This window comes from Xanthomonas sp. NCPPB 1325 (genome assembly GCF_041477645.2).
GTDB lineage: Bacteria > Pseudomonadota > Gammaproteobacteria > Xanthomonadales > Xanthomonadaceae > Xanthomonas > Xanthomonas cannabis.
This window is the reverse complement of record NZ_CM192985.1, coordinates 4,535,269-4,547,861: the sequence shown is the minus strand read 5'-3', so window position 1 is coordinate 4,547,861 and position 12,593 is coordinate 4,535,269. Positions and strand designations below refer to the sequence as shown.

The 12,593-nt window shown below is 62.8% G+C and carries 11 protein-coding genes; 10 read left to right on the top strand and 1 reads right to left on the bottom strand.

Features of this window, described 5'->3' with window-relative positions:
- Positions 1-230: 230 nt before the first annotated feature.
- A complete protein-coding gene (locus ACCQ10_RS19350) occupies positions 231-1,112 on the bottom strand; it encodes a TolB family protein (RefSeq protein WP_372361617.1) in 882 nt (293 codons plus the stop codon).
- A 52-nt stretch (positions 1,113-1,164) separates the two neighbouring features.
- Here ACCQ10_RS19350 and aroE point away from each other — a divergent pair, with 52 nt between their 5' ends.
- The 10 genes from aroE (at position 1,165) to katB (ending at position 12,592) form a co-directional block, all read left to right on the top strand.
- Positions 1,165-2,016, top strand: coding sequence for a shikimate dehydrogenase (gene aroE / locus ACCQ10_RS19345; protein ID WP_039406341.1), 852 nt, complete (start codon positions 1,165-1,167; stop codon positions 2,014-2,016).
- Positions 2,017-2,026: 10 nt separating this feature from the next.
- Positions 2,027-2,380 carry a hypothetical protein gene (locus ACCQ10_RS19340; protein WP_047692890.1) on the top strand — a complete coding sequence of 118 codons (354 nt, stop codon included), beginning with the start codon at positions 2,027-2,029 and terminating at the stop codon, positions 2,378-2,380.
- Positions 2,377-2,613 (top strand): hypothetical protein, encoded by a 237-nt coding sequence (locus tag ACCQ10_RS19335; protein ID WP_372361616.1) that lies wholly within the window; start codon positions 2,377-2,379, stop codon positions 2,611-2,613. Before ACCQ10_RS19340 ends, ACCQ10_RS19335 begins: the two co-directional genes overlap by 4 nt.
- Before the next feature lie 218 nt (positions 2,614-2,831).
- Positions 2,832-4,964 (top strand): ATP-dependent DNA helicase DinG, encoded by a 2,133-nt coding sequence (dinG, locus tag ACCQ10_RS19330; protein ID WP_372361615.1) that lies wholly within the window; start codon positions 2,832-2,834, stop codon positions 4,962-4,964.
- Positions 4,965-5,102: 138 nt separating this feature from the next.
- Positions 5,103-6,389, top strand: a complete 1,287-nt coding sequence (locus tag ACCQ10_RS19325; protein WP_372361614.1) for a beta-barrel domain-containing protein — start codon at positions 5,103-5,105, stop codon at positions 6,387-6,389.
- The gene (locus ACCQ10_RS19320; RefSeq protein WP_372361613.1) at positions 6,386-8,572 is read left to right on the top strand and encodes a peptidase domain-containing ABC transporter; all 2,187 of its coding nucleotides are present in this window, start codon (positions 6,386-6,388) and stop codon (positions 8,570-8,572) included. The genes ACCQ10_RS19325 and ACCQ10_RS19320 overlap by 4 nt, the downstream gene beginning before the upstream one ends.
- Positions 8,573-8,591: 19 nt before the next feature.
- Positions 8,592-8,759, top strand: coding sequence for a hypothetical protein (locus tag ACCQ10_RS19315; RefSeq protein WP_068838472.1), 168 nt, complete (start codon positions 8,592-8,594; stop codon positions 8,757-8,759).
- A 20-nt stretch (positions 8,760-8,779) separates the two neighbouring features.
- Entirely contained in the window at positions 8,780-9,913 is a 1,134-nt protein-coding gene (locus ACCQ10_RS19310; RefSeq protein WP_372361612.1) for an ATP-grasp domain-containing protein, read from the top strand.
- Positions 9,910-10,500 (top strand): DUF6624 domain-containing protein, encoded by a 591-nt coding sequence (locus ACCQ10_RS19305; protein ID WP_372361611.1) that lies wholly within the window; start codon positions 9,910-9,912, stop codon positions 10,498-10,500. The genes ACCQ10_RS19310 and ACCQ10_RS19305 overlap by 4 nt, the downstream gene beginning before the upstream one ends.
- A gap of 586 nt (positions 10,501-11,086) precedes the next feature.
- Positions 11,087-12,592, top strand: a complete 1,506-nt coding sequence (katB, locus tag ACCQ10_RS19300; protein ID WP_184390185.1) for a catalase KatB — start codon at positions 11,087-11,089, stop codon at positions 12,590-12,592.
- Position 12,593: the final 1 nt, after the last annotated feature.

The window sequence follows — 12,593 nt, the reverse complement described above, 5'->3', positions numbered from 1 at the left end:
TCAGCGTGGTTGCCGACTGCCTGCGTGAGGCCGCGCGCTGCGCACGATGGCTGGATCGAACCACCGCATCGTGCGATGCGGCGATCAGCACGAAGGTGCGAGAGCGTGTGCCGCGATGATGCGGCCTCGCCGGGGAGTGGTCCTGCGTTCAGCCACCCTGCGCGGCACCGGCACAAGATCGTGCGTTGATCCGGCGATGAAGCCTCCACGCGCGCCATCGTGGCGCGCGCTCAACGGCAGCTGGTATCACCGTCCACCGTCGGCGCCTTCATCCGGTACAGATCCAGTTGCCCTGCGCGTGGCGCGCGGGCACTGCCGGTGACCAGGAGTTCGCCCGGTTTGGCGGCGTCCACCACTGCACCAAAGGTGCGCTCCTGCGGGCCATTGAACGACAGCGGCACTGGTTGACCGTGCGTGTAGTGCCCGTCCTTGCAGGCAGCCAGCAGGAGCTGGCTGGGACCCGCACTCTTCCCGCGCGTCCACACCAGCCCACGCCCGTCGCCGAGCCAGGCCGCATCCAGCTCGTCGGCCGGCGTATTGATGTCGACCAGCGGTGCCGGCGCGGAGAATGCGTGTCCATCCCAGCGCGCCACGAATACATCCAGGCCACCGGCGCCGCCGTGGCCATCGCTGGCAAACAGCAGGCGCGTGCCGTCCAGCGACAGGCTGGGCGCATGCTCATCGCCGCGGCTGTTGATCGCGGCGCCCAGCGATTGCACCGCACCGAGCTTGCCTTGCGCATCCACCGGCACCCGGTACAGATCGCTGCCACCGGCGCCGCGAGGCCGCGCCGAGGCAAACAGCAGCCAGCGTCCATCGGCACTGAACAGCGGCGAGGTATCGTCCTGGGCGCTGTTGATCGGCAGCGCTTGCGCATCCTGCCAGCGCCCACCGCGCAGCTGTGCCTGCCACAGGTCCCAGCCGCCGGCGCCTCCGGCGCGGTCGCTGGCCCAGACGATGCGCTGCCCGTCCGGGCTGAGCGTGGCGTGCGCCTCGTTGGCCGGCGTGGACACAACGCCCATGCCTTCGATCCCGAATTCAGCAAGCCCCGAAGCAGACGGGACGCAGAGTAAACTCGCCGCCAGCGCGAGCAGTGTCCATCGATAGTGCATGCGGTGTTCCTGCCTCATCTTGCGCACAGTCTAGTCAACCAGAGAGCGTTTCATGCCCGTATCCCGTTATGCCGTGTTCGGCCACCCCGTCGCCCATTCGCTGTCGCCGGCCATCCATGCCGACTTCGGGAAGCAGACCGGCATCGCGCTGGACTACACCGCCATCGACGCACCGCCGGAGGAGTTCACCGCCGCGCTGGAGCGCTTTGCCGATGAAGGCGGCAAGGGCGCCAACGTGACCCTGCCGCTGAAGGAAGCGGCCTGCGCGCTGGCCGGCAGCCTGAGCGATCGCGCGCGCCTGGCCGGAGCGGTCAATACGCTGGTGCGGAACGATGGCCAATGGCAGGGCGACAACACCGACGGCGTCGGCCTGGTACGCGATCTCACCGATCGCCATGGACTGGATCTGCGCGGTCGCCGCGTCCTGCTGCTGGGCGCCGGTGGCGCCGCCCGCGGCGTGGCCCCGGCGCTGCTGGATGCCGGCATCACTGAAATGGTGGTGGTGAACCGCTCGCCCGAGCGTGCCGACGCGTTGTGCGATGCGCTGGGCGAACCCGGGCGCGTGGTGTCGCGCTACATCGAAGACCTGCGGGATCTGGGCGACTTCGAGTTGATCGTCAACGCCACTGCTGCGGGCCGCGACCGTGATGCCGGCGCGTTCGCGCTACCGCTGGGGCTGGTCAACAGCCTCACCGCGGCGGTTGACCTCAACTATGGCCCCACCGCCATCGCCTTCCTGGCCTGGGCGCGCGCGGCGCAATGCCGCTACGCCATCGATGGCCTGGGCATGCTGGTGGAGCAGGCCGCGGAAAGTTTCTCGCTGTGGCATGGCGTGCGCCCGCAGACCGACCCGGTCTACGCCGCGCTGCGCGCGCGCGAGGCGGTGCTGGTCAGCGCCGACTGAGCCGGCGGCGATGAACGTCACCGAGATCCTGCTCAGCCTGATCACCAGCCTGCTGTCGCGCGCACCGATGCTGATCGCGCTGTTGCTGGGCCTGGTGCTGCTGTGGCGTGCACCGCGCGGGCGCCTGCGCGGGGCTGCACTGGCCGCGCTGTGGGTGCTGCTGGGCTGCGTGCTGGCCGAGGTCGCCCTGCAGGCAATTCCGATGCTGCTGCTGCAGCAGGGCAACGTGCGCCAGATCAGCCTGGTCATGGGCATCGGCCGCTTCGTGCTGACCGCCGTGCAGGGCGTGGGGGTCGGGGTGCTGGTGTGGACCCTGGCGCGCAGCCTGCAACAACTGCCGCCGGCAGCCGGGCCGCGCGCATGATCCCGATCAAGCCGCTGGCGCTCGTGCTGATTGGCCTGCTCTGCGCAGGGCAAGGCGGTTGGACACTGCTGCACCCGCAGGCACTGGCCGCCGTCAACCGCGGCGGCCTGCTATACGAACGCTTCGGCCCGGCCGGCGTGGGCGTCGGCATGCTGGTGATGGGTGTGGTGACCTTGCTGGTCGGTAGCGTGTGGGCGCGCTACGCCTGGCCGCGCCGCAGGGCGCGCGGCTGACCGGACACCTGGTCTTCGGCCGTCGCCTGCCCGGCCGCTGATCTCGCTCGCACGGCGCAGCACTGGTTCTTTGCTGCGTTGCCCGCACCCAGCCGCCGCCCGGCCACGCCGCCGCGCGAGCGGCATGGCCGCAGATGTGCCGGTGTACCGGACAAACACGTTCAGCTGCCCAACCGGCCGGTCGCAGGCGTTGCGCCGGTCCGTGCGAAAATAGCGCGATGACTGAAGTTGCCCCACCGGCCGCGCCGTCCGCGCCCGTTCCCACCCAGCGTGTTCTGACCGACCCGATCAAGGCCGGCATCCGCGACGCTTACGCCAAGCTGCAGGCCAATACACCCGGCTTTGCCACGCGGCGTGCGCAGAGCCAGATGATCGGCCTGGTCTCGCGGGCACTGGCCACCTCCGGCGGCATCGGCATCGCCGAGGCGCCCACCGGCGTGGGCAAGAGCCTGGGTTATCTCACCGCTGGCGTGCCGATAGCGCTGGCCACCAAGAAGAAGCTGGTCATCAGCACCGGCACCGTGGCGCTGCAGTCGCAGCTGGTGGAACGCGACATCCCGGCCTTCCTCAAGGCCACCGGACTGGAAGCCACCGTGGCGCTGGCCAAGGGCCGCACCCGCTATCTGTGCACCCGCAACGCCGCCGAGCTGGAAGGCGACACCAACCAGAACGCCATGTTCGAAGACGAGCAGGCGCTCTACGACCGCCCGCTCAGCCCGGTCGATGCCGATCTGGCAAAGCGGCTGGCCAAGGCCTATGCCGCGCGCACCTGGAACGGCGACCTGGACGACGCGCCCGAGCAGGTCTCGGTGCCGCTGCGCATGCGCATCACCACGCCGGCCTCCGGCTGCGCGGGCCGCCGTTGCAGTTATGCCGCGCAGTGCCCGGTGCTCAAGGCGCGTACCGACGTGCGCGAAGCGCAGATCGTGGTCACCAACCACGCCTTGCTGCTGTCCTCCTTGTCGCTGGGCGATGCCGAAAACGGCCAGCCGTTGATCGCGCCACCGTCGGACATGCTGCTGGTGCTCGACGAAGGCCATCACATCGCCGGTGTGGCCATCGACCAGGGCGCAGCCAATCTGCCGCTGGACGAGATGGCCAAGCGCACCGGCCGCATGCAGATTCTCATCGCCGCCGCGTACCGCGCGGTGGACAAGGACAGGATCGGCAACCTGCTGCCCAACGAAGCCATCGAGGTGGCTGCGCGCGTGTCCAAACTGCTCAAGGCCTTCCACGCCGACGTCGAACGTGTGTGGAAACCCGAGCCCGGCGAACGCGATCCGTTGTGGCGTGCGGCCAATGGCAAGCTGCCGCCGCAGTGGGGCCCGGCCATCGAAGAACTCGGCGAAGACACCCGCGCGCTGTTCAACTGGGTGCACGCTGCGCACAGCGCGGTGGCCAAGGGCAAGCAGGACGATGCGGCGCGCGAGCGGCTGCAGCGCAACCTGGGCCTGGCGCTGGAGATGGCCGAGCAGCAACACAATCTGTGGAGCGGCTGGCGACGCGAAGACAAGGAAGGCCAGCCACCGATGGCACGCTGGATCACCCTCTCGCGCGACGGCGATTTGATCTGCCATTGCTCGCCGGTGTCGGCCGCGCAGGTGCTGCGCACGATGATCTGGAACGAAGTGGATTCGGTGGTGATGACCTCGGCCACGCTCACCGGCGGCGGCGATTTTCAATCCTTCGCCATCGACAACGGCCTGCCCGAGCACGCCGAAATGGCCTCACTGGCCTCGCCGTTCGACCTGCCCAATCAGGCCGAGTTGATCGTGCCCAATTTCCCGGTCACGCCCGACGACCGCGAAGGCCACCCCAAGGAAGTGGCCAAGTATCTGGTGCGCGAACTGGACTGGTCCGCCAAGGGCAGCATCGTGTTGTTCACTTCGCGCTGGAAGATGGAAAAGGTCGCCGACCTGATGCCGCTGGCGCAACGCAACCGCGTTCTGGTGCAGGGCGAAGGCAACAAGTCGCAGCTGATCACCGAACACCTGCGCCGCATCGCGGCAGGTGAGGGCTCGGTGCTGTTCGGCTTGAACTCGTTCGGCGAAGGGTTGGATCTGCCCGGCGAAGCCTGCACCACCGTGGTCATCACCCAGGTGCCGTTCGCCGTGCCCACCGATCCGCAAACCTCCACCTTGAGCGAATGGCTGGAAAGTCGTGGCCATAATGCCTTCAACCTGATCGCCATCCCGCATGCCTTACGCACGCTCACGCAGTTTGCCGGCCGGCTGATCCGCAGCTCCAGCGACCATGGCCGCGTGATCATCCTCGATTCGCGCCTGCTGACCCGTCGCTACGGCAAACGCATCATCGATGCCTTGCCGCCGTTCAAGCGGGTGATCGGTTAATCCAGCCAATCAGGGTTTCTGCTGCGGATAGGTCGATGTGACGGAATATCGTTATGCGACGCAGTGCGCTTTACAGCGCTCGTTTTGCTGATTAACTCAGCCTGAAGGAAATAGGCGTGTTTCTCAACGAAGCAGGGAATGCAGATGCCAGGCGGTTTCTTCAGGGAAGAAGTCTTACGCGCCCGCCGCGATGCCTGGCTGGTGCCGGTGCGTCTTCAAGCGCCCAAATTCGGTTGGCCGTTCTTTGTCGTTGCGCTGATTCTTGTCGCCATCGTGCTCGGACTGCTGTGCTTCGGAAGTTTCACACGGCACGAAGCAGTCAACGGCGCGCTGGTGCCGGACCGTGGCTTGCTGACATTGACGCCGCTCAGTGCCGGCATCGTTTCCAAGGCCTTCGTGGCAGAGGGAACTGCGGTGCTAGCAGGCGACCCCATGCTGGAAATTTCGGGGGAACAAGACAGTACATCGCTCGGTGATACGCAGGCATCGGTGATCTCGCAACTGGAGATAAAACGTGGTCGCCTGAATGCCGATCTGCAGGCACAGAATCAACTGTACGACGCCCAGCAGCGCGACTTGCGTCGGCGAATCACGTTGCTGCAGGCGCAGATGGACAACACGGCCGAACAAATTCGCTTGCAACGCCAGCGCGCGGAGAGTGCGCTTCGACTCTACGAACAGTGGGTAAGCGCCGCTGAAAAAGGAATCTTGACCAGGGTTCAATTGCTGCAGCAGCAGGACATCGCGATCCAGAACCAGGGACAACTCAAAGAACTGCAGAAGCATGCGCTCGACCTGCGCGTAGAACATTCTCAACTCCAATCGCAGCTGGAACAGAATCCTGCAGCTCTGGAAGGAAAGCGCAACGAGATTGCCAGGCAGATCGCAGACGTCGCCCAATCCCTTTCCGAAAGCGAGGCGCGCCGTTCGGTCGTCTTGCGAGCCCCGACCAACGGAATTGTAGGCAACCTGCTTGTCCATGCCGGACAACCGGTCACCGCGCAACAGCCCCTGGTCACCCTGTTGCCCAAGGACATCCGGTTGCGTGCCGAGCTGTGGGTGCCCTCCAAGGCGGTTGGGTTCGTCACACGCGGCGATCGTGTCCTTCTGCGCTATCAAGCATTCCCCTATCAGAAGTTCGGCCGCCAGGCTGGCCGAGTAGTGGAAGTCTCCCGCAGCGCAGTGACCTCCAAGGAGCTGTCATCGCTATTGGGCCAACAGATCGACGATGCGCGTTACCGTGTTGTCGTGGAGCTGGAAACTCAGCACATCCTGGCTAATGGACGAAAAGAACTACTTCGTCCGGGGATGGTGCTAGATGCCGATATTCTGCTTGAGAACCGTCGGCTGATCGAATGGATGTTTGAACCCTTCTACGAAATGACCTCGCGCCTGTCCACGGATCCGGCGGGGCGGCGCGGATGATCAACGCAACGCAGGTCCATCAATTGTTGTCCAGCCGTGCGCAGATCATTCCGATCATGCAGACCGAGGCGGCCGAGTGCGGTCTTGCCTGCCTGGCAATGATTGCGCGATATCACGGCGACAGGGTCGCTCTTGCACAACTCCGGCGCCGGTTCAACATCTCGCTGCGGGGCGTGCGTCTGGAGCGATTGGTGCAGATCGGGCGTGCGATGGGGCTGGATGTCCGGGCGATGCGGGCCGAACCGGAGTATTTGCAGGATCTCAGGCAGCCCTGCATCCTGCATTGGGACATGTCACATTTCGTCGTCCTGGAACGGGTCGTACGCGGCGTGGCGCTACTGCACGATCCTGCGCGGGGCGCACTGCGGCTGCCGATGTCTGAGGTCGACAAGCACTTCACCGGTGTGTTGCTGGAGTTGCAACCTGCCGCCAGCTTCCAGCCTTCGGTCCAGGAGCCGCAGGTATCTCTGCGCTCGCTGACCGGGCGCATTTTTGGGCTCAAGCGCGGATTGCTGCAGATCTTCGGGCTGGCGCTAGCGATCGAGGTGCTAGCGCTATTGCTGCCTTTTCAGATGCAGTGGGTCATTGACCATGTTCTGGTGTCGGCTGACATGCCGTTGCTCAAGGTACTGACCATCGCGTTTCTGTTGATTGTCATCTTTCAGGCCGCATTGACAGTCGCGCGGAGCTGGATCGTCAGCTGGCTCGGTGCATCGTTGAACACGCAGTGGATCACCAATCTGTTTGGCCACCTGCTGCGACTCCCGCTGGAGTATTTCGAAAAGCGGCACATGGGCGATGTGCTGTCGCGCTTCTCGTCCCTGAAGTCGATTCAGACCACGCTGACCGGAAGTTTCGTGGAAGCGATGCTCAATGGGATGACCGGATGCCTAGCTGTGGGCATTCTGCTGGCCTATAGCCCTGCGCTCACAGGTCTGGTGCTGGGCGCATTCGCCTTGTATCTCTGCTTGCGCCTGGCCTTGTATCGACTCCAGTTCATGGTTAGCCGCGACCAGCTGACCTACGCGGCACGCCAGCAGAGCGAATTGATGGAGTCGGTGCGCGGCATCCAGGCAATAAAGCTGGCCAACAAACAGGGGCTCCGGCAAGCCAGGCTATTCAACGCCACCGCACAAAGCACACGGCTGGAAATGCAGTCGCAACGCTTCAGTCTGGCATTCAACGCGGTCAATCAGGGGTTGTTCGGCACGCAACGGGTATTTCTTATCGCCATCGGTGGTTATCTTGCGTTGAATGGGACACTGTCGGCAGGCATGTTGGTCGCCTTCCTGGCATATGCGGATCTGTTCACCAGCAGGGCCGCAAGCCTGGTCGACAAGTCCATCGAGCTGAAGATGCTGCGCCTGCATGCCGAGCGGATTTCCGATATCGCCACTACCGCGCCGGAGCTGGACGAAATTTCAAGCTACAGTGGGCCGGAGCCGGTTCCCGAGATTCAGGTGAAAGGGCTGAGTTTTCGTTACTCGGACGATGATCCGTGGGTCATACGGAATCTCGACCTGCGCATCGAAGCGGGCGAGTCGGTGGCTATCGTGGGTCCGAGTGGCTGTGGCAAGTCGACGTTGGTCAAGTTGTTGCTTGGGCTAATCGAGCCAACCGAGGGCGCGATCGAGATTGGCGGGATCGACATCCGAAAGTTCGGTCTGGAAAATTACAGGGCAATGGTGGCGGCTGTCATGCAGGACGATCAACTGTTCGCCGGATCGTTGGCCGACAATATTGCATTCTTCGATCCGGATTCGAATATCGAGCGGATTGCCAGCGCTGCGCATCTGGCGGCGATCCATGACGACATCGTTAGGATGCCGATGGGTTACGAATCGCTTGTCGGGGACATGGGGTCGATTCTCTCAGGCGGACAACGCCAGCGCATCGTCCTCGCGCGCGCGCTGTATCGGCATCCCAAGATTCTGATCCTGGACGAAGCCACTAGTCATCTGGACTCCAACAGGGATCAGATCGTCAACGCGCATATCAAGGCAATGAAGATGACCAGAATCATCATCGCACACCGTCAGGAAACGATCGCGTCCGCCGATCGCACGATATCGCTCGTCGCCGAGGTGCGCGGCAAGCCAAGCGTCAGTCATGACGCCGAGAGACTTGATGCCAGTGATGGCGTCGAGCAACGCGTCGGCAATCTCGCCGGCGAACACCCCTGAAGCAGCCAAGGAGTAAGTAATGGAAAACTTCGAACTCATGGAAAATGCTCGTCCCGTCGCCCAGCGCTTCGCACGTGAAATGACTCAGGAAGAGGTCAATGCTGTGTCCTGCGGTGGTGCTGGCGATACGTTGATCATCATCATTGTCGAGGCCGTCGACACCGAGACCATCGTCATCGTCAGCTAAGTGTCCCCCGGCATGGCGACATGCAGATGTCGCCATGCTCCTGTCGCGCTCTGGAACACGTTGCGTCTATGCAAGAAAATCTCAAAAAGATATTGATTGTCGCTCCTCGCAGCGATGCGCATGCATCCACGATTGCCGCGATGATCGCTGCAGCGGGACATGTAGTAAGCCTGTTGGATACGAGCCAATGGCCGTGCGGCCTGGATGCGTCTCTGCTCTACGGGCAAAATGGCGTTAGCGTTGTGCGTGGGGGCGCGCCGGTCGTCTATGATGCGGCCTGGAGCCGTCGTTTGCTGTTCAATAAGTCGCCACCTGCGCATGTGCACGAGCAGGACGTCAGGTTCATCAAGACAGAAGGGCTGCTGTTCGATCTGGGGTCAGTGGCATTGCTTGCTGCCCGGCATGGCGTGCATCGGTGGATCAATGCGCCACTCGCAGCACTGGCCGCCGACCAGAAGCCGTTACAGCTCGCTGCTGCTGTTGCCAGTGGCCTGGTGGTGCCTGAGACGTTGATCAGCCACTGCCCCGCTGACATCTATACATTTCGCCAGAAGCATACCGATGGCGTCGTCGTCAAACCATTCAATGTCGGTGCATGGTCGGACGGCGAGAGCTATAGCGTTTCCTATGCCACACGCATTTCTCGACAAGAACAGCTGGCAGATGCTGATTTACGTGCATGTCCGACGACGTATCAGCAGGTCGTCGACCATCAAGCCGACCTGCGTGTCGTGTGCATGGGAGGCGAGTATTTCTGCATGCAGATGCGTCATTCCGTAGCAGGTGAGATCGATTACCGCGCAATTCGGCACAAGACGACCATGCACTACGACTGGGTAGCGTTGTACCCTGGGCTTCAAACGAAGCTTGATGTGCTGCGTTCTGCGCTGGGGGTCGACTTTTTTTGCGCGGATTTTGTCGTGCCGGTGACCGACGGTGAGCCTGTATTCCTTGAACTCAACCCTGGTGGGCAGTTTCTGTACTTGGACGACAAGTGTTCCGGAATGGAGATCGCGAGTAAATTTTGTTCCTTTCTGGTTTATGGTCAGACCAGTAGGTATCACGAATTTCCACGCTTATCCGAGAGACCCGTGGTGCTCCAGGGTGAGGCAGTTATCGAACGCGTTCCAGCATCGGGGGTTGCGTGCTCATGAAGACCGTGGTGATGGCGTTGCTGCTGTTGTGGCAGGTGGCACTACCGGGGCAGGGTGTTGCCACAGACAGCAAAGCGTTGCAATCAGGGCATCAGTCCATGAATGCGTCCTACCGTGAACAGCTGTTAGCCCTGGCCGACGCCGATCAGAAGATCCGCGAACAGTTTCGTGGCGCAGTCACGCCGCAGCAATTGCAGGCCAATCAGGGCGCGGCGAAGGAGGTGGCAATGCGTCTGGTCGCGTCACAACGGGAAAACCAGGTGGCGCTGTCCGCCTTGATGGACAAATTCGGCTTTCCTGACATTGCCTCGGTCGGTCAGGACGGCGCACATGCGGGGTTTTTGGTTGCGCAACACTCCACTGATCGCGAGTTCCGCGATGCCTTCCTGCAGAAGATGCAGGCCGCATCAGAGCGTGGGTCCTACAGCACTGCCGACCTTGCGTTGTTTGTAGATCGGAATCTCGTCATGTCGGGCAAACCACAGCGCTACGGTACGCAACGCAAGGCCGACGGCAGCTTGTTCGAGTTGGAGAATCCTGCCCAGCTGCGGCAACGCAGGACAGAGGCGGGTCTGCCTGACGAGTAGAGCGGCACCGGGGGGCACTGATCCGAATACGCTGCCATGGTCGCTGGGTGGCGCAGTGGGGGTACGCCTGCATTCGTGCGGAATCGGCAGCCTGTGTCCTGTCCCCTCGTGTAAGTGCGTGGACCCCCGCTATCGGCCAGACGACGGGTCGGCGCAATGCATGCTGTATCTGCTTGGCTCATGCAGCATGACGGCCGGAGCGGGGACGGTGCGGCAGCGTTCCGACAGGATGATTGAACGAGACCCGGTGCGTTCTGATCCACTGGATGTTAGATAGCGCGGACGCACTTGTACGCCGTGCACCACAACGCTCCACGGATCGTCTGTTCTTTTGCGTTGCACTATTTTTGTTGCTGTTGCCGTGTCAGTAGATTTGGCGTCACGCTACTGCTTAGGGCGCCTCAGCGAGATATTGCTACGATCTGCAACAGACGGTCACCCTTTAACGCGATGTGTATCACGTAACGCAGTCATCATCATGTTCGCCTATCGAAGCGATCAGAACTAATGACTTCTCACGCTTCGGTCTGCTGGCCATGATTCAGCTCCCTCAACACGAGCTGACGCCATGCGCCCTGGATCCCTCATGGTGCTAGCCCTGCTAGCCCCCACGCTGATCGCACCGCCGGTCTTCGCCCAATCCGTCCTGACCCGCGACAACGGCGCCAAGGTTGGCGACAACCAGAACTCGCAGACCGCCGGTGCCAACGGCCCGACCCTGTTGCAGGACGTGCAGCTGATCCAGAAGCTGCAGCGCTTCGACCGCGAGCGCATCCCCGAGCGCGTGGTGCATGCGCGCGGTACCGGCGTCAAAGGCGAGTTCACCGCCACCGCCGATCTGTCCAACCTGACCAAGGCCAAGGTGTTCAGCGCCGGCGAGAAGACGCCGGTGTTCGTGCGCTTCTCCTCGGTGGTGCACGGCAATCATTCGCCGGAAACGCTGCGCGACCCGCATGGCTTCGCCACCAAGTTCTACACCAGCGAAGGCAACTGGGACCTGGTGGGCAACAACTTCCCCACCTTCTTCATCCGCGATGCGATCAAGTTCCCCGACATGGTCCACGCGTTCAAGCCGGACCCGCGCACCAACCTGGACGATGATTCGCGTCGCTTCGATTTCTTCTCGCATGTGCCCGAAGGCACCCGCACCCTGACCCTGCTGTATTCCAACGAAGGGACGCCGGCCGGCTATCGCTTCATGGACGGCAATGGCGTGCACGCCTACAAGCTGGTCAACGCCCAGGGCGAAGTGCATTACGTCAAGTTCCACTGGAAGACGCTGCAGGGCATCAAGAACCTCGATCCCAAGCAGGTCGCTGCGGTGCAGGCCAAGGACTACAGCCACCTGACCAACGATCTGGTCGGTGCGATCAAGAAGGGCGATTACCCGAAGTGGGACCTGTACGTGCAGGTGCTCAAGCCGGAAGACCTGGCCAAGTTCGATTTCGACCCGCTCGATGCCACCAAGATCTGGCCGGACGTGCCGGAGCAGAAGGTCGGCCAGATGGTGTTGAACAAGAACGTCGACAACTTCTTCCAGGAGACCGAGCAGGTGGCAATGGCGCCGGCCAACCTGGTGCCCGGTATCGAGCCGTCTGAAGATCGTCTGCTGCAGGGCCGTATCTTTTCCTACGCCGACACCCAGCTGTACCGCATCGGTGCCAACGGCCTGAGCCTGCCGGTCAACCGTCCGCGTGTGGCGGTCAACAACGGCAACCAGGATGGCCAGGGCAATATCGGTCAGACCACCAGCGGCGTGAACTACGAGCCGAGCCGTCTGGAGCCGCGTCCGCAGGAGACCGCCGCGCGTTACAGCGAATTGCCGCTGTCGGGTACGACCCAGCAGGCCAAGATCACCCGCGAACAGAACTTCAAGCAGGCTGGCGAGTTGTATCGCTCCTACAGCAAGAAGGACCGTGCGGACCTGGTGCAGAGCTTTGGCGAGTCGCTGGCCAACACCGACACCGAGAGCAAGCACATCATCCTGTCGTTCCTGTACAAGGCCGACCCCGAGTACGGCACCGGCGTGGCCCGCGTTGCCAAGGGCGACCTGGCCCGCGTCAAGCAGCTGGCCTCCAGCCTGCAGGACTGAT